Here is a 21,187-nt window from a genome sequence, read left to right as displayed (position 1 = left end):
GAGTAGGTCATCGTCAAGATTGAATTCCGAAACCCCTGTCTGCTAGCGCAGACAGGGGTTTTGTCGTTTAAAGGCTGGGCAAACAACTAGAACCGGCTCACCCTTTGCGTGCCTTACTGCTTCGCCTGGCCATTAACTTGCGCCACCATATATAGATCCCGGTAGCAGACAACATCGCGATCACAGCTCCCAGCAGCGCAATCAGCACCTGACCCGCCACCCCGATGATCCTGCCCCCATGGATCGGCAGTTGCAGCCGATAAAAGCGCTCTCCCAACGTACCTTGCCCTGCTATTTCCTGCCCCAGTAAACGCCCATCCGTCCCGTGGAAAAACAACCAGGATTTCCCATGGGCCTCGGTATCATGTTGTCCAAAACCCGCCCCATAAAAGTTGTACTCAAAGCTGTAGTAAAGCTCTCCAATCGCCGCCGTCAGTCCCAGCCGCTTGCCTTCCTCCAGCGCCCGCTCATAGGCCTGTTGATAACTCAGTTGTGTCACGCCCAATTGCTCGGCGGGTAACCCGCCACGGGCCTCATAGACGCTAGGCTCAACCGGTGAGAACAGCGAGACAGCAGGCTTGAACACCTGGCTCGGCAAATTCATCGCGACGCTGCTGACTGCAATCGGCAGCAACAACAGCCAAAGCCATAACCCGCCTGCACGATGCAGGTCGAAGTTCAGCCGGTAAGCGTGGCCGCCCTTGATCTTCCACGCCGTGGACCACTTCTTCCAGAACGGTTTACCTCTCGGCAGGGTCAGCCACAGCGCGATAAAACAATCGAACACCCATGCGATCGCCACCAGTCCCATCAGCCACAAACCCCAATTACCCGGCAGTGTCAGGTTGTAGTGAAATTCCAGAATGAACGGAATGAAGTTCTCGCGCTGAAAGCAGCAAGCCCCCCAAACACGCCGGCCCATTTCTTCGCCGCTGACCGGATCCAGGTAAAAGACCTGGTTGGGCTCCTCAAAGGGTTTGCCCGTCGCCGGATCGTTTCTCGCAACTGCCGCCAGCATCGCGGTATGACCGGCCTCTTGTGGATACTCCATGTACCAGACTTGCAGTTTGGGATGCTGCCCCTGCAACGTGTCCACCAGTTCACCTGGCGGCAATGCCGAACCTTTGGCCGTTGCTCCATAAAAGCCGGGATTGAGCCATTCATCCAACTCATGGTTAAACGCCAGAAGGCTGCCCGTGAGTCCCGCCATCATCAGAAACAACGCCGTTGCCAACCCGATGTAGCGATGAAGTAAAACCAGCAATGCGCGCATAAAAATTTCCTGCAAAGACGACAAAGCCAGCGCCTGGAATCAGGAACTGGCTTTGTATGAATCGAGAGGGATTAGAACTGGTAGCTCACCGTCGCACTGACGTTGCGCTCTTCACCCAGGTAGCAGAAGTTCAAACTGGCACACGACGCCACGTACGACTCGTTCGTCAGGTTGTTGGCATTCAGGCGTACATCCACACCCTTCAGTCCAACCTTGCCAAGGTCATAACCCATCGAGGCGTCAAACAGCGTGTAGGCGGGCACCTTCATGGTGTTCTCCGCATCTGCCCAGCTGTAGCCGACATAACGAACACCACCACCGAGTCGCAGGCCATCCAGTGCGCCGCTATCGAACTTGTAGTCTGCCCATACCGACGCCATATGACGCGGCGCCTGCGTCGGCGAGTTCCCCTTGTTCTCGATCACGTTGTCCGCAGTACTCAGCGTGCTGACCATCGACTTCGAATACTCGATATCGGTGAAGGTATAGCTGCCCAACAATTTGAGATGGTCGGTCAACTGCATATGCGCCTCCAGCTCCAGGCCCTGGGAGCGCACAGCGCCGACCGCGCGATAGAAGTTTTCCTGCGGCAGTTTGGTCGCCAGGTTTTCCTGGTCGATGCGGAACAGCGAGGCCGTGAACAAATTGTCGGTACCCGGCGGCTGATACTTCAAGCCGACTTCCCACTGGGTGCCGTCGGTAGGTGCAAGGGGATTGCCGGCACTATCCGAATAGGAGTTCGGGTTGAAGGATTCGGAATAGCTGACGTAGGGCGCGAGACCGTTATCAAACAAGTAGAGCGCTCCGGCCCGGCCGGTCAGTTTGGTACGTTTATCACTGATCTCTGTGCCCAGCGGTCGTCCCGCTTCGGCAATGCGATTTTCATCGGAGGTCTCAACCCAGTCCTGACGCAGCCCGAGGGAGAACCGCCACTTGTCCATCTCAATCAGGTCTTGCAGGTAAACGCCGGTCTGCTCGAGCCGGCGCAGATAACTGGTTGGGCTGTAATAGCTGATCTCGGAATTGCCATACACCGGGTTGAACGCATTGATTGGCGCAAGAGAGCCGCTGCTCCAGTCCACGACGGTTTTGCGTCGCTGATAGTCCGCCCCCATCAACACCGTATGCTTGGTCGCGCCGGTAAAAAATTCAGCCTGCAGCATGTTGTCGATGATGAACGCATGCAGCTTTTCGTCACCGCCTGAGTAATAGCGATTCAACTCATTACTGGTGGGCGTAGTCCAGCCATAGGCATATACCTGGTCCAGCCGGACCTTGGAGTCCAGATACCGAAAGTTCTGCCGCGCCGTGAAAACATCATTGAAGCGATGCTCGAACTGATAGCCGAACGACTGTTGATCACGCTTGTACCCATCAATGCCCGGCTCGCCTTCGAAGAAGTGGTTGGAGATCCGCTGGCCGTTGCGCTGGTGCAACGCGCCATCTGCCGGCATGCCTCCGTGGTAGCCACCGTCGGGGTCATGCTGCAGGTAAGCCTGGAGTGTGAGGGACGTGTCATCGGTAAAGTCGATGCTCAAGGTGGGTGCCAGCGCGTAGCGTTTTTCCTTGGCATGGTCGAATTGCGTGTCGGACTTGTCTGCAAGCCCGGTCAGTCGGTAAGCAATGCGCTTGTCGTCATCCACCGGGCCGCTGAAGTCGAAACCCATGCCTCGCTGCCCTTGGGAACCTATCGTGGCCTGGACCTGATGGTATGGCTCAAACAATGGCTTCTTGCTGGTCAACGCCACCAGCCCACCCGGCGAGCTGCGCCCGTAGAGCACCGATGACGGTCCTTTGAGGATATCTACGCGCTCGAGGAAATACGGGTCCACCTGCATGGTGCTGTAGGTTCCGCTGTCACCCATGGATTTCAAACCGTCCAGGTAGATGTTATCCACCGAACCGTCGTTGAAACCACGCATCGCCACATAGTCATAGCGGTGAGTGGCGCCATAAGGGTTGGTCAGCACGCCAGGGGTGTAACGCATGGCCTGGGCAACGGTTTGCGAGCCTTGGTCGTCCATCTGCTCGCGGGTCACCACTGAAACCGTCTGAGACGTTTCCAGCAGCGCGGTACTGGTCTTGGTGGCGATCTGGCTGTGGGTCGCGTTGTAGCCTTCCATGCTGCCCAGGGCATTACCCAGGGCGAAGCCTTTGATGTCGGTGGTCGGCAAGGTCAGCGCCTCGCTCTCGGGCTGGACCTGCAACACGAAACTCACGTCGTCCTGCGCCTGCGCCTGCAAGCCTGAGCCGTTGAGCAATTGGCTCAGGCCCTGTTCGGCCGAGTACTCCCCGTGCAGCCCGGGAGACTGTCGGCCCTGAGTCTGCGCAGGCGTGCTGGAAAGGGTGATGCCTGCCTGACGGGCAAACTGATTGAGCACATCGCTCAGCGCGCCTGCCGGGATGTCATAGCGCTGGCTGATACGTTCGACCCCGCTATCAGCCGCGACACCGGCCACTGGCAGCAAGCCGATGCTCATCGTGGTCGACAGCAATGCTGCGCGTACGGCTTTGCCGAGCAAAGGGTAGGAAGAGGGAGAGTTGCTGAAAAAACGCACAGTCATTATCGAGATCCGTAGAGGTCGCTGAAGGCAGATTGAATTGCTTACTGTCTAAGCCGGACTCACGGAAAAAAGCCGCCAAAAATAAATCAGGCACGCCAAAAATAATCAGGCCTGACGCTCCAGGCTCACCCACCAGCGGGTGCGATAGCGCAGGCGCACAGGCAGCGTCTGCGGAAGGATCGCCAATAGTTTCTCGGTGTCCTCCAGGCGAAAAACACCAGACAAGCGCAAATCTGCGATATCGCTCGAGCAGCCCAGATAACCATGGCGATAGCGCCCCACCTCCGCCAGGAAATCGGCAAGACGCATGTTGCGGGTGACGATCAATCCGTCGGCCCAGGCCCCTGTATCCATATCCGAAGGCGGCGCCAGAGCGGCCGCATTCTGACGCACCAGGTAGCTTTCTCCTGCATGCACTTGAGTGAAAAGCCCGTCGGCGGTATGCGGTGAATGAATCGCCACATTGCCTGACGCGACGCTCAGACGTGTGCAATCGCTGTCCTGGCGCACCACAAATCGCCCGTCTATTCCTTCGAACAAACCATGGCGGGTGCGAACCAGCAGGGGGGCGGTCGCCGCGGCGCCGCAGGTCACCAGGATTTCCCCACGCACCAATGTGATCAAGCGTTGTTGCGGGTTGAAGTCGAGGTCCACTGCGCTATCGGTATTGAGCTGCAGGCGCGTGCCATCCGGTAGTTGCACGCTACGGCGTTCGCCAGTGGTGGTAGCCAGGTCAGAGGTCCAACGCTGCCAGCCGGTGAGGTCTCGGCTGACCCAGGCCGCCGAACCCATCAACAGCACGCCGGACAATACCTTCAATGCCTGCCGGCGCCCAAGGCGCTGGGCACTGTTCTCCAGCGCCACATGGGCCCCGGGAATCGCCGCCAACTGGCTGCTTAATTCATGCTGCAGTGCCTGCACGCGTTGCCAGGCCAACTCGTGTTCATGATGAGCCTCGCGCCAGTGCTCGCACTGCGCCTTCAGGCGGACATTGGCGCGATTGTTACGCAGACGCAGCATCCAGCTGATGGCCTGCTTGACCACCTGCGGGTCGATTCCTGCGCGCGCGGTGTTATCCATCGAGGTCATGCCTCATACCGCAGCACATAACAGTGATAAAGCGCCTCGGCGACATAGCGCTCCACCGAACGCAGTGATACACCCATCTGCTGCGCAATCTGCTTGTAAGTCAGGCCGTCGCATTGAGCCAGTAGAAACGCCTTGCGTACCTTGGGCTTGAGTCCGTCCAGAAGCCGGGCGATGGACTCCAGCAATTCCAGAATCAACGCACGTTCTTCAGCACTCGGCGCCAAGGCTTCGGGCAAATGCGCGATGGACTCCAGGTAGGCGCGCTCGATTTCTTCGCGACGCCAATGATCGATCACCAGGCCCCGCGCGATAGTGCGCAGGAAAGCGCGAGGGGCCTTGAGTTCGAAACGTTCGGTTTTTTGCAGCAGCCGCACGAACGTGTCCTGGGCCAGGTCCGCCGCATCCGCTGCGTTACCCAGACGGCTGCGCAGCCAAGTGTTCAGCCAGCCATGATGGTTGCTGTAAAGCGTCTGTACTGCGTACTCGGATGAGGGCATTCACACGGCCTGGCAAAGCGTCACAAATGATAATTAGTCGCATTGTCGACAAGCCTGAAAAATTTTGCAACTCCTGACGTTAGAGCGCTACCACTGGTCGGTTTCTGACATTAAAAGCAGATGCTTCTCACAAATTCCTAAGATTTATCCTGCCTTGGCCGAAAGCCTGACGAGCCATGCGTGCACCGAAATAGAGCAGTCGCAGAGTCTGCCTATACCGTTACATGGAATGTTGCATCCGGCACGCTCACCCCCTTTTGGCAAAAAGAAGTCAATGAAATGAATCTCAAGTTCAGTCATAAAATTCTGTTGGCCGCGTCAGGCGTAGTGGTTCTGGCCTTCGCGTTATTCACGTTCTACAACGACTACTTGCAGCGCAATACCATCCGGCAAAACCTGGAGTCGTCCATTCAGCAATCCGGTGAACTCACCGCCAGCAGCGTGCAGAATTGGCTCAGCGGGCGGGTGCTGGTACTGGAAAGCCTCGCGCAAAACGTGGCCCATCAAGGCAGCTCTGCCGATCTTCCGGGGTTGGTCGACCAGTCGGCATTTACCTCCAACTTCCAGTTCACCTACGTCGGTTCCACCAACGGCGTGTTCACCCAGCGTCCCGACGCCAAAATGCCCGACGGCTACGATCCGCGTCAGCGTCCCTGGTACAAGCAAGCTGTCGCAGCCGACAAGACCATGCTTACACCGCCCTACATGGCTGCGGTAGGCGGGCTGATCGTGACCATCGCGATGCCGGTGAAAAAGAATGGCGAACTGCTTGGCGTGGTCGGCGGTGACCTGAGCCTGCAAACCCTGGTGAAGATCATCAACTCGGTGGATTTCGGCGGCATCGGCCATGCATTCCTGGTCAGCGGTGATGGTCAGGTGATCGTCAGCCCGGACCAGGACCAGGTGATGAAGAACCTCAAGGACATCTATCCCGGCACCAACGTGCGCATCGAGAAGCTCAGCCAGGAAGTGGTCTTGAATGGCCAGGAACGGATTTTGTCCTTCACCCCGATCAGCGGGTTGCCGAATGCCGACTGGTACATCGGCCTGTCGATCGACAAAGACAAAGCCTACGCACCGCTGGGTAAGTTCCGCACCTCGGCATTGATCGCCATGTTCATTGCGGTTGCCGCCATTGCCGTGTTCCTGAGCGTCCTGATCCAGGTCTTGATGCGCCCGCTGACCACCATGGGCCGCGCCATGCAGGACATCGCCCAGGGCGAGGGTGACCTGACCCGCCGCCTGACAGTGGAAAGCAAGGACGAGTTCGGTGACTTGGGCAGTGCCTTCAACCAATTCGTCGAGCGTATTCACGCGTCAATTTCCGAAGTTTCCTCGGCGACGCGCCAGGTGCACGACCTGTCCCAGCGAGTAATGGCCTCGTCCAACGCGTCGATCATCGGTTCCGACGAACAAAGCGCGCGCACCAACAGCGTGGCCGCAGCGATCAACGAACTGGGGGCCGCCACGCAGGAAATCGCGCGCAACGCCGCTGATGCTTCGCAACACGCCAGCGGTGCCAGTGAGCAGGCCGATGATGGGCGCAAGGTGGTTGAGAAAACCATCCTGGCGATGTCGGAGCTTTCGCAAAAAATCAGCCTGTCCTGCACGCAGATTGAAACCCTGAACGCCAGCACCGACAACATCGGCCACATCCTGGACGTGATCAAAGGCATCTCCCAGCAAACCAACCTGTTGGCCCTCAACGCCGCGATTGAAGCTGCACGTGCCGGTGAGGCCGGTCGTGGGTTTGCCGTGGTGGCGGATGAAGTACGCAACCTGGCGCACCGCACCCAGGAGTCGGCAGAAGAGATCCACAAAATGATCACCTCGCTGCAGATTGGCTCGCGTGAGGCCGTGACCACGATGAACGCCAGCCAGACCTCCAGCGAAGAAAGCGTCGAGGTCGCCAACCAGGCCGGTGAGCGCCTGGTCAGCGTGACGCAGCGGATCGTCGAGATCGACGGGATGAACCAGTCGGTAGCGGCCGCCACCGAGGAACAGACCGCCGTGGTGGAAACTCTCAACGTCGACATCAACCAGATCAACCTGCTGAACCAGCAGGGCGTGGCCAACCTCAACGAAACCTTGAAGGATTGCGACGCCTTGTCTCAACAGGCCAACCGGCTGAAGCAGTTGGTCGACAGTTTCAAAATCTGATCGATGAACACACAGGAGCGAGCCTGCTCGCTCCTGTCTCCTTTAGCCAAACATCGCTCGCACATTCGCCAGCGCACCGTCGGCGAATGCCTGCACAAACGGCTCAAATCCCTCCACGCCAGGTTCAACCGGCTCGGCGATGATCGTCCAGGTCACCCGTGAGGATCCTGCTCCCAACGGTTCGACATCCATGGCGGCCCACAACCGTGCTACGCCCAAGGTGTTGTAGATCGTGGTCCAGGTCATGCGCATGGCCTGCTCGTCGCGGCTGTTGAGTTGCTCCACTACCAGATTTCCATCGTGGAAGAACTTCTTGCGCAGCGATCCCGCGCCCGCACCAGTGATTTCGATGTGGGACAAGGCGGGGATGAATCGATCAAATCCGCCAAAGTCACCGACCACCGCCCACGCACGGGCGGCATCACAGGCAACCACAACTGAGGACACCACAGGTTTGCCGCAAGGGTTGCGAATCAACGTATCGGGTTTCATAAGGTCTTCCTTCAATTGAGAGCCTGGTCACAGGAAACCGGTGCTGCGCAGGTACTCGCAGCCCTTGCGTAACAGCGCCGGATTTTTTTCGGGGTAGCGTCCGCCCATCTGCTCGACGCCGCGTCGTGCGTTGTCATGGCGGATCATCGAGGTATCGCCGATGTCCTCGCCCACCCCGTTGAGGTAGAAGCCCAGTACGCCGAACAGCGCATTGCGGCTGTCCACTGTGTGCAGGTGACGTTGCCAGTGAGCCACGCTCACCAGCTCGAATGCGTGGCCTGCCTGGCGAAAGGCGTCGACGTAGGTTTCCCAGCTCAGGGGCTGCGGGTTATGCAGGTTGAACACCGTCCCTCCAGCACGGCAGCGGCTGCTGTGGAACGCAATAAACCGGGCGAGAAAGTCCACCGGCATCAGGTCGAAATTCAACTCAAGGTGCGGCACCAGTCCCAGTTGGAGTGAACCTTTGAGCATCAACATCAGGCGATTCTTCTGTGGCTCGCAGACTCCGCTGCGGCTGTTGAAGCTGATGTTCCCCGGGCGATGGATATTGACCCAGGCACCTTGCGCTGCGGCGCGTCCCAGCAAGCGTTCGGCAACCCATTTGGACAGGTTGTAGCCATTCTGGATGTAGAGCGGCGGGGTGGCCGCGGCGGGGTTTTCGAGTACCTGGCCATGTGCGTCGATAGTGCTGGCGGCCGACAGCGTCGAGATAAAATTGAAGACCTTCTTGCACCGGGTTTCACACAGGCGCAGGCATTCCAGCACCGGTTCGACGTTGTCCTTGGCCAGGGTGGCGTAATCCATCACATGATTGACGTGGGCGGCGTTGTGCACCAACACGCCGAACTCCCCGGCGAGGTAGTCATACACCTCACTCGACAGGCCAAGACGCGGCTGGCTGATGTCGGCGGCATACACCTGCACCCGGCTCAGGTCCAGGTGTTCCAGACGGTACTCTCGCAGGGCCTCGGCAAACCTCGCGGTCGCCGAATGTCCGGGCCGTTCGCGCACCAGGCACGCCACTTCAAGTGCACCCTCGGCCAACAGTGCCTCGACGATATGCACCCCGAGAAAACTGTTGGCCCCGGTCACGATCACCCGGCGACGTTCGCCCGCCTGTTCAGCCGGCAATGTCTGCACATGCAGCTCACGCAGCGCATCCCGGGTAGCCTGGCCGGTCGGTGCTTCGGGTGGTGCGTCGTCCCCCATCAGCGTAGCGAGGGTACGAACCGTGGGGGTTTCAAAAAACCGACTTAGGGATAGGCTGCGCCCGAACTGCTCGCGGATACGCAGCAGCATCGTCGACAGCAGGATGGAATGGCCGCCAAGATTGAAGAAGCTCTCGTCGGCCGACAGCTGCGTGACCGGCATGCCCAGCAACTCGCTCCACAGGTTGAGCAACTGCACTTGCATGGGCGTGTGCGGTTCGCCGTGAATGATGGCCGGCAGCGTTGGAGTCGGTAACGCCAGCAATGCCTGGCGGTCGACCTTTCCGTTGGGGGTGCACGGCATGCTCGCAAGTTCCGTGCACAGGGTTGGCCGCAAATAGTCCGGCAGTGTTTGCCGGGCATGCTGCGTCAGTGCAGGCAGGGCGTCTTGTGTTTCGGGCTGAGCAACAAAAGCCAGGATTCGCCGCTCACGGTCAATCACCACCGCCACTTGGCGAAACAGCTGACTGCTGCGCAGGCAATGTTCGATCTCTTGCGGTTCGACCCGGAACCCACGGATCTTCACCTGCTGATCCCGGCGCCCGACCAACTCGATGCCGGCAGCGGTCCACTTCGCCAGGTCGCCTGTGCGGTAGGCCCGCAAGGTCTGGCCGTCGGGCAACTCCAGGGGGACGAAATGCTCGGCGGTCTGACGCGGCTGGTTGAGGTAACCCAGGCTGACGCCGGGACCGACGATGTACAGTTCGCCCAACACCTGCTCATCCACCGGTTGCAGGTGCTCGTCGAGGATCAGTACCTGGCTGTTGGCGATGGGCGTGCCGAGGTTGCGATTGCTGTCGCCCGGCTGCAACGTGTGGCTGGTCACCAGCACGGTGGCTTCGGTGGGCCCGTAGAAATTGTGCAGGCGACACTGGCCTGCCAACTGCTCGATGACATAGGGCTCGCACACGTCGCCTCCGGTCATCAGGTGCGCCAGGCCCAGGGGTTGATCCAGCGGCAGGATGCTCAGCAGCGCCGGCGGCAGGAAGGCGTGGGTGACGCGCTGTTGTCGGATCAACTCCACCAGTTGCTGCGGGTCGCGTCGCTGGTCCTCACTGGGCACGATCAGCTCGGCGCCCGCGATCAGGCTCGGGAAGATATCGATCAGGGACGAGTCAAAACTCAAGGGCGAAAACTGCAAGACCCGGCTGTGTTCGCTCAGCTGCACATGACCCCCGAACCAGGCGCTGAAATGGGCCAGGTTGTGCTGGCTGAGCAGCACGCCCTTGGGGTGGCCGGTAGTGCCCGAGGTGTGGAGCACCATGCAAGGGTCGTCCATGGCGGGGCGCTGGGGCATTGGCAGCGAGGTGTCGGGAGTGTCGACGGCACTTACATCCAATGCACAAAACCCGTCCCGCAGTGGATGCTTGCCATCATCCAGCAGCACCGAGACGCCGGCGTTTTCCAGCATCGCTCGCTGGCGTTGCAGCGGGTGGCCCGGCTCCAGGGGCAGGTACACCGCACCGCAGGCGAGTACCGCGAGAATGCTGGCGTACAGCTCCAGGGATTTGCCCAGGCAAACGCCGATTACCGGCGGTGTGTCGTGGGGCCCAAGCAGAAGTCGCAGACGGCGCTGGATAGCCAGGCTCTGGCGATGCAACTGTCGGTAAGTCAGCCCGCTGCCGGCAATGTTCAACGCCAGCCGGTCGGCGAAGGTTTGCAGACTGTTTTCCAATCGTTCGATCAGGGGTACCTGGGCTTGCTGCAGCAGAACCAAATCGGCCGTCAGGTTAAAACGATGCAGGTACGCCAGGGATGCGAGCGCTTGCAGGCCGTGTTCCGGATCATCAGAGGCGACGGCCGCCTGCGAGAAATAGCCCGGGTCCCGGGAGAACCCACTCACCTGTTGGGCTACCCACTCCACCAGGCTGCTTACTGCGTGTTGACGCAGCCGTTGACCATTGCCACAGGCTTCTCCGGCAACCTCCAGGGTTGTCAGGAGTCGCCGTGAGTGGGCGTAACACCTGAACTGCAGGGCCGGCAATCCACAGTCGGTCAACGCTCCCATACCCACGCGCAGGCTCATCAAGGCTGTGCACGTCACGCCGGGCGGAACCTCCTCGCTACCGTCATCAATCAGCAGGTCTACTAGGTGGGTGACATCCTGTGCTCGCACCACCCCATGACCGTATTGCGCCAATGTCTCACCCAGTTCATTCAGCGCCGCGCTGAAGCCCGCCAGCCCAATCTTCAGGTGCCTCATGGGTGCCCTCCTGGCGCCGCAAGAAAGGCATCCAGCGCCCCAACCACACTCGGCGTTTGCAGCAGGCCGCTGTGGTTCAGGAAGCCCATGATATTGCCGATCAACGGGTGCTGGCGGGTAATGGGAAAGCCCATCGCCTGCACTTCAATGCGCAGCGCAGAGCGCGTGCCGTCACTGACATCCAGGTGCTCGATCAAGTGCAGGTCGAAGTTTTTCTGCAGGTCGTGGGTCAGGTAATGCTGGAGAAAAACCGGCAGGATCCGGGCGATACAGTCGCGGTCCGCGGCGTCTGCAGACTGCCAATAAATACGCACCAGGCGCGTCCAGAAAAGCGCGTGGCGGCCCTCGTCAAACAAGTGGTCGGCCATCAACCCACGGATGGATTGCTTGACACTGTCGTCCTTGGAAAACGCTGCCACGTCATGGGTCACGGTGTTCTCGGCGATGGCCACGGCAATCAGTTCCACGGCATCGCGCAGGTGTTCGGGCGCCAGCGCCAGTGCGGCAGGCAAGGCGCGGCTCAGCTCGATTTGCGCGGGTAGTTCAAGGGGTGGGATCCCGGTCATCTCGATGGTCTGTTGCATGAAATCGAGGGCGACGAGGGCGTGGTAATCCTCGTCCACCACCACGGTCATGGCGTCGTAGCGACAGGCAAGCGGGAAGGGCACCGAAAAGCGATTCTTGGCGATGCTGCGTGCGGTCTTGTCGACGATCTCGGTTTCAAAGATCACCACGTCGTTGATGAACTTGTAGAACGTCTGCAGCAAGACAAAATCACGGCACTGCGGGCATCGGTCGATAAAGGTTGCGCTCAGCACCAGGGGCTGTCGGCTCAGGGGGTAGATCAGTTTCTGATCGTTTTCCAGCCGCCGCCGCGGGCGTGTGCGGATGGTCGCGCGGCGCTCCCAGTCGTCGGCAAATGAGCGGTAGTCGGCAGGGTTCATGCGCTCATCTCCGGCAGGCACCTATGCAACCCATCCCATAAGGCCAGGCGGCTTTCCACGGCGCCGAGGGCGCAACTGTCGGCTTGCTGCTCGCGGCTTGGGTCGCCGAGGGTAAGGCGTTGCAGCAATTGCGTTGCCGCCGGGCCATGCTCCTGGGCGTCGATCTCCATGTGGCGCTTGAGGTAGTAGCAGAAGGTGGGCGCCTGGCGATGGAGCACCTCGCACTCCTCCAGGATGCGCTTGAACATCGCCGGGATGACGCTCTCGCGCCCGTGGAGAAAGGCAGCCGCCACGCAGTGCGTCGGTGCGTCCAGGGCAACCTGCAGGGTACTTCTGACGAACCGGGCCACGGACGGGTGGATATCGATTTTTTGCAGGGCCGTTTCTGCATCGTTGCCGTCACGCTGTAGGCTGACGAACCGCTCGATGTTCGCCGTGCTCGCGCCGACTTCACGCATGGCTTCCAGGTACAACTCGAAGTGGCTGCCGTGCCCATGGCCGGGATACGCGTCCGACTCTTCGCCCAATACGATCTCATTGATCAGGCGAGCCGCTTGCGGGTCCGTTGGCGGTAACCAGGGCAGGCGCATACCGGTGAGGTCATGTTGCAGGCGTTTGGTGAGTGTCATGAAGTCCCACACGGCGAATACGTGGTTTTCCATAAAGTACTGCAACTTTGGAAGAGCATTTATTTGTTTGAATATTGGATGGATATGTAACTTCTGCTTTTTTTGTTTAAGCAGGTGTGAGTGCTGGAACATGTTGATGCCTATAAGTCGTTGTCTCTTCCCTGATAAAAGCGTTGTGCTTTAGCGACAAATAAACATTGGTTTTCACGGATGCGCGGGTGCCTTGATAACAGGCAGCCCTGTACGAGGCTGACACTGTTACTGGCAAGCAGCATGCTGTGACAAAATACCAAGGCTTTATTTAAAGGAACGCCACGCGCAGTGACGCACCGAGCATGGATTCACGCTGTCGATTGGGAGAATTGGAGTGTTGGTAATAATCTGATTAAGTATTCAGGTGTTTTTAGTTTTATAAGTTTTTCGAGTTGGAATATTGCGGTAGTTGGATCGCTCTGCGGAGTGTGTGAAGTTTTCTTTGGGCTTAATGGTTTAACGGGAGTAATGGTGGTGCACTGGCCTCCGTCGGCCAGCGTCACTTTGCAGCGCTTTGTGGTCGAGGGAGGCGTTTCAGTTCCACGCGGAATTTACAGCGCAGCGTTCTGTTCAGTCTCTTCAAGACTTTTGAGGTAACCCGTAATCACCTCCATGCCGCGGGTAAGGTGGTTACGCAGGGTCAGGATGCTTTCGTCGACCTTCTTTTGCGCCACGAGGTCGAGCAGTTCGCGGTGATCTTCCTGGGACGTCTTGCCCAGGCCCATGGCCTCGAGGTTGAAGCGCAGGAAACGTTCCTCTTCGTTCAAGCCGTGTTCAACCAGCTTGAGCAACCGCTGATTGCCCGCCTTGCCATACAGCGCCATGTGGAACAGGCGGTTGAGGCGGCCGATTTCGGTGTAGTCGCTTTCCCGTTCCAGCGCGTCGATAAAGGCGCCAGCCTGGGCGATGTCATCGGGCGTGAGCAGGGGAATCGACAAGCGCAGCGCTTCGGATTCGAGGAGTATGCGCAGGGCGTAGGTTTCTGCCGAGTGGTCCTCGATCAGTGGCGCCACCACCGCGCCTTTGTGGGTGACCACATGCAGCAGCGATTGGGCTTCCAGTTGACGCAATGCCTCGCGCACCGGCATCCGGCTGACCCCGAACAAGCTGGCCAGCTCCTGTTGACGCATGGCGGTGCCACAGGGCAAGCGGCCATCCAGGATGGCGTTGCGCAATGTTTCTTCAATCACGGAGCGGGCGAGATGGGCGGGGATAGGCCCGCTGATCTGGATGCTGCTCAAAGGGTTCGGCTTCTGCGTCACGACTACGCTATCCTCCTTTTCAAGGTGAGGTGGCTAATTGGATCCAATGCACACTAGAGATTGTCCACAAGCTTGTCAAACGGGCAAGGTTTCGGCTTGTAAGCGACTCAACAGCGTGTTCTTCGGGCCCACAGCTCCCATTTGTCAGGTCTTACAGGCTAAAGGTCCGTCGTGCACATTTTATTCCCGGGAGTCGGGCCAACAGCGGTATTGCTGCATATCGATATTCACTAACGGTATTTAAAATGCGGTTCTTATGACTATAAAGTCACTCTCCTGACTGCACGGGAGTGAACTCATGTCTGCCACCTCTACTGTTCCAACAGCGACCGACACCACACAAACCTTCGAGATCCGTCCATTTCCCGGCAGCGTCGGCGCCGAAATCATAGGCCTGGACCTGGCCCGCCCGATCAGCGACCAGGACTTCGCACGCATTCACCGCGCGCATCTGGACCATCACGTCGTGGTCTTCCGCGACCAACGTATCACCCCCGAGCAACAGATCGCCTTCAGCCGCCGTTTCGGCGTGCTGCAAATCCATGTGCTCAAACAATTCCTGCTGGCCAACCACCCGGAAATCCTGATCGTCTCCAACATCATCGAAAACGGCCAATCCATCGGCCTGGGAGACGCGGGCAAGTTCTGGCACTCGGACCTCTCCTATAAGGAGCTGCCGAGCCTGGGCTCGATGCTCCATGCCCAGGAGCTGCCGTCCGAGGGTGGCGACACGTTGTTCGCCGACATGCATAAAGCCTGGGACAACCTGCCCGAGTCCCTGCGCAAGGCCGTTGAAGGCCGCAGCGCCGCGCACTCCTACACCGCACGCTACAGCGAAACCAAATTCGAAGGCAATTGGCGCCCGACCCTCACGCCCGAGCAACTCGCTCAAGTGGCGCAAGTGGTACACCCGATTGTGCGCACCCACCCGGAAAACGGCCGCAAGGCGCTGTTCGTCAGCGAGGGCTTCACCACCCGTATCGTCGGCCTGCCTGAGGATGAAAGCCGCGACCTGCTGGCCCAGCTGTACGCCCACAGCGTGCTGCCGGAAAGCATCTACCGCCATCAGTGGCAGCCCCACGACATGGTGTTCTGGGACAACCGCTCGCTGATCCACCTGGCGGCCGGCTGCCCCAGCCACCTGCGGCGCAAGTTGTACCGCACCACCATCCAGGGCGACGCGCCTTTCTGACCCGGAGCATGACCATGTCCAAGAAAACCCCATTTGCGCGCCTGGCCGCGACGGTTGGCCTGGGCGTCAGCCTGCTGGCCGGCAGTCTTGCGGCGCCTGCCGCCGCCCAGGCCGAAGGCGAGATTCGCATCGCCGAGCAGTTTGGCATCGTCTACCTGTTGCTCAACGTGGTGCGCGACCAGAACCTGATCGAAAAATACGGCAAGCAGGAAGGCATCGACATCAAGGTCGACTGGACACAATTGTCCGGCGGCGCAGCCGTCAATGATGCGCTGCTCTCCGGTTCCATCGACATCGCCGGGGCCGGCGTTGGCCCGCTGCTGACTATCTGGGACCGCACCCACGGCAAGCAGAACGTGAAAGCCGTTGCCTCCCTGGGCAACTTCCCCTACTACCTGGTGAGCAACAATCCCAAGGTCAAGACCATTGCCGACTTCACCGAAAAAGACCGCATTGCCGTACCGGCAGTGGGCGTTTCCGTGCAGTCGCGTTTCCTGCAATACGCTGCCGCCAAGCAATGGGGCGACAAGGAATTCAATCGCCTCGACAAGTACACCGTCGCCGTCCCGCACCCGGATGCCACGGCTGCGCTGATTGCCGGTGGCACCGAGCTGACCGGGCACTTCTCCAACCCGCCGTTCCAGGAGCAGGCCCTGACCAACCCGAACGTGCATGTGGTGCTCAACTCCTATGACATCCTCGGGCCTAACTCGCCGACCGTGCTGTTCGCCACCGAGAAATTCCGCAACGACAACCCGAAAACCTACAAGGCGTTCGTCGAGGCACTGACCGAAGCGGCGCAGTTCGCCCAGAACGACAAAGGCGCCGCCGCCGATACCTACATCCGCGTGACCAAGGCCAAGATCGACCGCGCCGAGCTGCTGAAAATCATCGAAAACCCGCAGTTCGAATTCAGCGTCACACCGAAAAACACCTACCCGCTGGCGGAATTCCTCTACCGCGTCGGCGCGATCAAAAACAAACCCGAATCGTGGAAGGATTACTTCTTCCAGGACGCCAAGCCGCTGCAAGGGAGCTGACATGAACGCGCCCTTGCAAGGCCACACGGCCAGCAACCCGACCACCACCGAAGCACTGCTTTCGGTGGATAAAGTCAGCCTTGAATACCGCACGCCCGAACGGGTGGTGCGGGCCACTCACCAAGTCAGCTTCGCGATCGATCCGGCAGACCGCTTTGTATTGCTGGGGCCTTCGGGCTGCGGCAAATCCACACTGTTGAAATCCATCGCCGGCTTTATCAAGCCGTGTGAAGGCGAGATCCGTCTGCTCGGGCAAAAAGTCGAGCAGCCAGGGCCGGACCGTATCGTGGTGTTCCAGGAGTTCGACCAACTGCCGCCGTGGAAAACCGTCAAGCAGAACGTCATGTTCCCGCTGCTGGCGTCCAAAACCCTCAAGCGTCGCGAGGCCGAAGAGCGGGCGCTGTACTACCTGGAAAAAGTCGGCCTTACGGCCTTTGCCGATGCCTACCCGCACACCCTGTCCGGCGGCATGAAAGCCCGCGTGGCAATCGCCCGGGCGTTGGCCATGCAGCCGAAAATCCTGCTGATGGATGAACCCTTCGCCGCCCTCGACGCCCTGACCCGGCGCAAGATGCAGGAAGAACTATTGCTGCTCTGGGAAGAGGTGCGTTTCACCCTGCTGTTCGTCACCCACTCCATCGAGGAAGCGCTGGTGGTGGGCAACCGCATCCTGTTGCTGTCGCCGCACCCGGGGCGGGTGCGGGCGGAAATCCACAGCCATCAATACGACCTGCACAGCCTCGGCGGTGTGGAGTTCCAGGCTTCGGCGCGGCGCATTCATCGGCTGTTGTTTGATGAAGCGCCCGAGGTGGAAACCGAACTGGGTTTCGCCGATATCCGCATCGCTTATTGAAGGGTTTGCACCATGCGCCAGGAATATGAAATCACTCTCGAACCGTTGCCCGGTGTTCGCGTAGAGCGCGAGTTGCCGTGGCGCCAGCGCCTGTGGCAACAAGGCTGGCTGCGTAAAAGCCTGATCCTGATCGTGCTTGCGATCCTCTGGGAAGCGGCTGCCCGTTATCAGAACAATGACCTGCTGCTGCCGAGCTTCCTGCAGACACTGAGCGCGTTCTACGACGGCATGGCCAGTGGCGAGTTGTTGAGCAAGGTCAGTATCTCGCTGGTGGTGCTGATCAAGGGTTACCTGATCGGCATTGTGCTGGCGTTTGCCCTGACCACGCTTGCGGTGTCGACCCAACTGGGGCGTGACCTGCTGAGCACCCTGACCTCGATGTTCAACCCGTTGCCGGCGATTGCCCTGCTGCCGCTGGCGCTGTTGTGGTTTGGCCTGGGGCAGAACAGCCTGATCTTCGTGCTGGTGCATTCAGTGTTGTGGGCGCTGGCGCTCAACACCTATTCAGGGTTCCTCGGTGTTTCCGAAACCCTGCGCATGGCCGGTCGAAATTATGGCCTCAAGGGTATGCGCTTCGTGTTGTTCATCCTGATCCCGGCTGCGCTGCCGTCGATTCTCGCCGGGCTGAAAATCGGCTGGGCGTTCGCCTGGCGCACGCTGATCGCCGCCGAGTTGGTGTTCGGTGCTACCAGCGGCAAAGGCGGTTTGGGTTGGTACATCTTCCAGAACCGCAACGAGCTGTACACCGACAAAGTGTTTGCCGGCCTGGCGGTGGTGATCCTGATCGGGCTGCTGGTGGAGAACCTGGTGTTCGACACCCTGGAGCGGGTCACCGTGAAGCGCTGGGGCATGCAACGCTGACTGAAACACCAACCCTGTGGCGAGGGAGCTTGCTCCCGCTGGGCCGCGAAGCGGCCCCAATAACATCACCGCGTTCTTTCAGAAAAGTCTCAATTGCAAATTTTGGGGCTGCTTCGCAGCCCAGCGGGAGCAAGCTCCCTCGCCACAGTCTGCTACGATTGCGCCAAGTTCACTCCCAACCCATCACGAGTGCTTGGCATGCAATTACCGGACATGAACCTGCTGGTCGCCCTCGACGCCTTGCTCGACGAGGGCAGTGTGGTAGGCGCCGCGCGGCGGATGAACCTGAGCCCGGCCGCCATGAGTCGCACCCTCACGCGCATCCGCGAGGCAGTGGGCGATCCGATCCTGGTGCGCGCCGGTCGCGGCCTGGTACCGACGCCCAAGGCCCTGGAGCTACAAGGCCAGGTGCGCAGCGTGGTGGAGCAGGCGGCGCTGCTGTTCCGCTCGGCGGACGAAGTGGACCTGCGCACCCTGCGCCGGCGCTTCAGCGTGCGGGCCAATGACTTTTTTGTCGGAGTGTATGGCGGTCGGCTGTTCGACACCATGGAACGCATGGCACCGCTGTGCGAACTGCGCTTCGTGCCGGAAGGCGACACCGATGACGAGGCCCTGCGTGAAGGCCGTCTCGACCTGCGGGTGGGCAACACCATGCCGATCACTCCGGAAGTGAAGGTGCAGAACCTGTTCACCACCACCTTCGTCGGCCTGGCACGGGAAGGGCACCCGTTGTTCGATGGAGAAATCACCGCCGAACGGTTTGCCAGCTATTCCCATATCAGCATCTCCCGCCGCGGCATTGCCCGGGGGCCCATCGACACCGCCCTGAACGCCCAGGGGCTGGAACGCCGAGTCGCGATGATCGCCCCGGGGTTTCACGGCGCGATGTTCATGCTGCCGGACTCCGACCTGATCCTGCCGGTGCCCAAGGAAGCGCTCTACAGCGCCAATCGCCTGAAGCTGCCGTTGCGAGCCTTCACCCTGCCAATTTCCCTGCCGACCCTGGTGCTGACCCAAGCCTGGCACCCGCGTTTCGACAAGGACCCGGCCCATAGATGGCTGCGCGAGACCATGCGTGAATGCTGCGAGGCGACGTGGAAGGAAGCGCAGCCCACGTGAGTCGCAAGTGAGCTCGGCCAATGTGGGAGCTGGATTGCCTGCGATGCGGGCGACACGGTTTTTCAGGCATAGCGAGGTGATGCAATCGCGGGCAAGCCCGGCTCCCACAGAGATCGCCTGCATCTTGATCATTGCGTCTGGTGCACTTATAAGCTTCCGATAAGTCACTTTTTGTCATGTCTAAGCCTTATTAAACTGCTCGGGTATTTCCTATTCCGAGTTGTAGTTCATGACGTCCCTCGCTGCTCCCGCACCCCTGGCCGCAGCCAAACCGACCGCCATTACCCCGCCCGTTTTCGGCCCGCGCATCATCATCGGCCTGGTGGGCGTATTGCTTGCGGTACTGGTGTCCGGCCTCAACGAGATGGTGACCAAAGTCGCTCTCGCCGATATTCGTGGTGCGATGTACATCGGCTTCGACGAAGGCACCTGGCTGGTGGCTGCCTACACCGCCACCTCTGTCTCGGCGATGGCCTTTGCACCCTGGTGTTCGGTGACGTTCTCTCTGCGCCGTTTCACCCTCTGCGCCATCGGCCTGTTCACCGTGCTTGGCGTGCTGTGCCCGTTCGCACCGAACTACGAAAGCCTGCTGATCCTGCGCACCGTGCAAGGCCTGGCCGGTGGCGCCTTGCCGCCGATGCTGATGACCGTGGCCCTGCGGTTCCTGCCGGCCAACGTCAAGCTGTACGGCCTCGCCGGCTATGCCCTCACGGCCACTTTTGGCCCCAGCCTCGGCACACCGCTGGCGGCCATGTGGACCGAATACGTCGGCTGGCAATGGGCGTTCTGGCAGATTGTCGGGCCGTGCCTGCTGGCCATGGCGGCCGTGGCCTACGGCTTGCCCCAGGACCCGCTGCGCCTGGAGCGCTTCAAGCAGTTCAACTGGCGTGGTCTGCTGCTGGGGTTCCCGGCGATCTGCATGCTGGTGATCGGCCTGTTGCAGGGCAATCGGCTGGACTGGTTCGAGTCGCCGCTGATTACCTCATTGTTGATCGGCGGCCTGGTGTTGCTGGTGCTGTTCATGATCAACGAGTGGTCGCACCCGATGCCGTTTTTCAAGTTGCAGATGCTTGGGCTACGCAACCTGTCGTTCGCGCTGATTGTGCTCGCCGGGGTGCTGATCGTGCTGCTGGCGGTGACCATCATTCCGTCCAGCTACCTGGCCCAGGTCCAAGGCTACCGCCCGCTGCAAACTGCACCGGTGATGCTGATCATGGCGCTGCCGCAGTTGATCGCGCTGCCGTTGGTGGCGGCGTTGTGCAACTTGCGCTGGGTCGATTGCCGCTGGGTATTGGGCATTGGCTTGAGCATGTTGATCCTGTCCTGCGTGGGCGGGGCGCAACTCACGTCGGCATGGATTCGCGATGATTTCTACGTGCTGCAACTGCTGCAGATCTTCGGGCAACCGATGGCGGTGTTGCCGCTGCTGATGCTCTCCACCGGCAGCATCACGCCCCAGGACGGGCCTTTCGCCTCGGCGTGGTTCAACACCGTCAAAGGCCTGGCTGCCGTGGTCGCCACCGGCGTGCTCGATGCCCTGACCACACACCGCCTGCATTTCCACTCGACCATGCTGGTGGACAGCCTGGGCAACTCGCCCCTGGCCGACAGCGATGCCGCCGGCCTTGCCCATCGGCTGCACGAGCAGGCCGTGGTGCTCACCTCTTCGGATCTCTACTACGTCATGGCCGGTGTCGCGGCGGCGTTGATCCTGCTGATTTTCTGGATGCCGACGCGGATTTATCCGCCCCGCGCGCCGACTTGATTG

General features: G+C 60.1%; 16 protein-coding genes. 7 read left to right on the top strand and 9 right to left on the bottom strand.

Annotated elements, in window-relative coordinates; all coding sequences use genetic code 11:
- Positions 1-97: 97 nt before the first annotated feature.
- From HYE77_RS03045 to HYE77_RS03030, 4 genes are all read right to left on the bottom strand, one after another.
- Positions 98-1,273, bottom strand: a complete 1,176-nt coding sequence (locus HYE77_RS03045) for a PepSY domain-containing protein (RefSeq protein ID WP_177022646.1) — start codon at positions 1,271-1,273, stop codon at positions 98-100.
- A gap of 71 nt (positions 1,274-1,344) precedes the next feature.
- Positions 1,345-3,837 (bottom strand): TonB-dependent siderophore receptor, encoded by a 2,493-nt coding sequence (locus HYE77_RS03040; RefSeq protein WP_102367847.1) that lies wholly within the window; start codon positions 3,835-3,837, stop codon positions 1,345-1,347.
- A 105-nt stretch (positions 3,838-3,942) separates the two neighbouring features.
- Positions 3,943-4,926 carry a FecR domain-containing protein gene (locus tag HYE77_RS03035; RefSeq protein WP_003218246.1) on the bottom strand — a complete coding sequence of 328 codons (984 nt, stop codon included), beginning with the start codon at positions 4,924-4,926 and terminating at the stop codon, positions 3,943-3,945.
- Positions 4,923-5,423, bottom strand: coding sequence for a sigma-70 family RNA polymerase sigma factor (locus HYE77_RS03030; protein ID WP_008433614.1), 501 nt, complete (start codon positions 5,421-5,423; stop codon positions 4,923-4,925). Before HYE77_RS03030 ends, HYE77_RS03035 begins: the two co-directional genes overlap by 4 nt.
- A gap of 279 nt (positions 5,424-5,702) precedes the next feature.
- On the opposite strand from HYE77_RS03030, the gene HYE77_RS03025 reads away from it, so the two are divergent.
- Positions 5,703-7,583: a methyl-accepting chemotaxis protein gene (locus HYE77_RS03025; protein WP_003218243.1), complete on the top strand. Its 1,881-nt coding sequence runs from the start codon at positions 5,703-5,705 to the stop codon at positions 7,581-7,583.
- A 42-nt stretch (positions 7,584-7,625) separates the two neighbouring features.
- Here the strand turns inward: HYE77_RS03025 and HYE77_RS03020 are convergent, their stop codons facing one another.
- From HYE77_RS03020 to HYE77_RS03000, 5 genes are all read right to left on the bottom strand, one after another.
- Positions 7,626-8,075, bottom strand: a complete 450-nt coding sequence (locus tag HYE77_RS03020) for an SRPBCC family protein (protein WP_177068388.1) — start codon at positions 8,073-8,075, stop codon at positions 7,626-7,628.
- Positions 8,076-8,102: 27 nt separating this feature from the next.
- Positions 8,103-11,486: an amino acid adenylation domain-containing protein gene (locus HYE77_RS03015; RefSeq protein WP_177068387.1), complete on the bottom strand. Its 3,384-nt coding sequence runs from the start codon at positions 11,484-11,486 to the stop codon at positions 8,103-8,105.
- Positions 11,483-12,430: a diiron oxygenase gene (locus tag HYE77_RS03010; protein ID WP_177068386.1), complete on the bottom strand. Its 948-nt coding sequence runs from the start codon at positions 12,428-12,430 to the stop codon at positions 11,483-11,485. The genes HYE77_RS03015 and HYE77_RS03010 overlap by 4 nt, the downstream gene beginning before the upstream one ends.
- A complete protein-coding gene (locus tag HYE77_RS03005) occupies positions 12,427-13,191 on the bottom strand; it encodes a DUF3050 domain-containing protein (RefSeq protein WP_177020634.1) in 765 nt (254 codons plus the stop codon). The genes HYE77_RS03010 and HYE77_RS03005 overlap by 4 nt, the downstream gene beginning before the upstream one ends.
- Before the next feature lie 452 nt (positions 13,192-13,643).
- Positions 13,644-14,354 carry a GntR family transcriptional regulator gene (locus HYE77_RS03000; protein ID WP_134325512.1) on the bottom strand — a complete coding sequence of 237 codons (711 nt, stop codon included), beginning with the start codon at positions 14,352-14,354 and terminating at the stop codon, positions 13,644-13,646.
- A 298-nt stretch (positions 14,355-14,652) separates the two neighbouring features.
- Between HYE77_RS03000 and HYE77_RS02995 the strand changes: the two genes are divergently transcribed.
- From HYE77_RS02995 to HYE77_RS02970, 6 genes are all read left to right on the top strand, one after another.
- Positions 14,653-15,546 carry a TauD/TfdA family dioxygenase gene (locus HYE77_RS02995; protein ID WP_177068385.1) on the top strand — a complete coding sequence of 298 codons (894 nt, stop codon included), beginning with the start codon at positions 14,653-14,655 and terminating at the stop codon, positions 15,544-15,546.
- 14 nt (positions 15,547-15,560) lie between these two features.
- Entirely contained in the window at positions 15,561-16,586 is a 1,026-nt protein-coding gene (locus tag HYE77_RS02990) for an ABC transporter substrate-binding protein (RefSeq protein WP_177068384.1), read from the top strand.
- 1 nt (position 16,587) lies between these two features.
- The gene (locus tag HYE77_RS02985; protein ID WP_008433632.1) at positions 16,588-17,439 is read left to right on the top strand and encodes an ABC transporter ATP-binding protein; all 852 of its coding nucleotides are present in this window, start codon (positions 16,588-16,590) and stop codon (positions 17,437-17,439) included.
- Between the two features lie 12 nt (positions 17,440-17,451).
- Positions 17,452-18,300, top strand: coding sequence for an ABC transporter permease (locus HYE77_RS02980; RefSeq protein ID WP_003218225.1), 849 nt, complete (start codon positions 17,452-17,454; stop codon positions 18,298-18,300).
- Between the two features lie 198 nt (positions 18,301-18,498).
- Positions 18,499-19,419, top strand: a complete 921-nt coding sequence (locus HYE77_RS02975; RefSeq protein WP_003218223.1) for a LysR family transcriptional regulator — start codon at positions 18,499-18,501, stop codon at positions 19,417-19,419.
- 229 nt (positions 19,420-19,648) lie between these two features.
- On the top strand, positions 19,649-21,184 hold the full coding sequence (locus HYE77_RS02970; RefSeq protein ID WP_102367852.1) for an MFS transporter: 1,536 nt from the start codon (positions 19,649-19,651) through the stop codon (positions 21,182-21,184).
- Positions 21,185-21,187 lie beyond the last annotated feature (3 nt).

This window comes from Pseudomonas sp. IPO3774, from assembly GCF_013386835.1.
In the GTDB taxonomy this organism is placed as follows: Bacteria; Pseudomonadota; Gammaproteobacteria; order Pseudomonadales; family Pseudomonadaceae; genus Aquipseudomonas.
Note: the sequence above shows the minus strand (reverse complement) of the source record. Positions and strands in the feature narration are given on the sequence as shown.

Bases quoted from the DNA above. Each gene is read 5' to 3' on its own strand.
- HYE77_RS03015 (WP_177068387.1), bottom strand. From the start codon at position 11,486: ATGAGGCACCTGAAGATTGGGCTGGCGGGCTTCAGCGCGGCGCTGAAT.
- HYE77_RS03005 (WP_177020634.1), bottom strand. From the start codon at position 13,191: ATGTTCCAGCACTCACACCTGCTTAAACAAAAAAAGCAGAAGTTACAT.
- HYE77_RS03045 (WP_177022646.1), bottom strand. From the start codon at position 1,273: ATGCGCGCATTGCTGGTTTTACTTCATCGCTACATCGGGTTGGCAACG.
- HYE77_RS02995 (WP_177068385.1), top strand. From the start codon at position 14,653: ATGTCTGCCACCTCTACTGTTCCAACAGCGACCGACACCACACAAACC.
- HYE77_RS02970 (WP_102367852.1), top strand. From the start codon at position 19,649: ATGACGTCCCTCGCTGCTCCCGCACCCCTGGCCGCAGCCAAACCGACC.
- HYE77_RS03040 (WP_102367847.1), bottom strand. From the start codon at position 3,837: ATGACTGTGCGTTTTTTCAGCAACTCTCCCTCTTCCTACCCTTTGCTC.
- HYE77_RS02990 (WP_177068384.1), top strand. From the start codon at position 15,561: ATGTCCAAGAAAACCCCATTTGCGCGCCTGGCCGCGACGGTTGGCCTG.
- HYE77_RS02980 (WP_003218225.1), top strand. From the start codon at position 17,452: ATGCGCCAGGAATATGAAATCACTCTCGAACCGTTGCCCGGTGTTCGC.
- HYE77_RS02985 (WP_008433632.1), top strand. From the start codon at position 16,588: ATGAACGCGCCCTTGCAAGGCCACACGGCCAGCAACCCGACCACCACC.
- HYE77_RS03035 (WP_003218246.1), bottom strand. From the start codon at position 4,926: ATGACCTCGATGGATAACACCGCGCGCGCAGGAATCGACCCGCAGGTG.
- HYE77_RS03010 (WP_177068386.1), bottom strand. From the start codon at position 12,430: ATGAACCCTGCCGACTACCGCTCATTTGCCGACGACTGGGAGCGCCGC.
- HYE77_RS03025 (WP_003218243.1), top strand. From the start codon at position 5,703: ATGAATCTCAAGTTCAGTCATAAAATTCTGTTGGCCGCGTCAGGCGTA.
- HYE77_RS02975 (WP_003218223.1), top strand. From the start codon at position 18,499: ATGCAATTACCGGACATGAACCTGCTGGTCGCCCTCGACGCCTTGCTC.
- HYE77_RS03030 (WP_008433614.1), bottom strand. From the start codon at position 5,423: ATGCCCTCATCCGAGTACGCAGTACAGACGCTTTACAGCAACCATCAT.
- HYE77_RS03020 (WP_177068388.1), bottom strand. From the start codon at position 8,075: ATGAAACCCGATACGTTGATTCGCAACCCTTGCGGCAAACCTGTGGTG.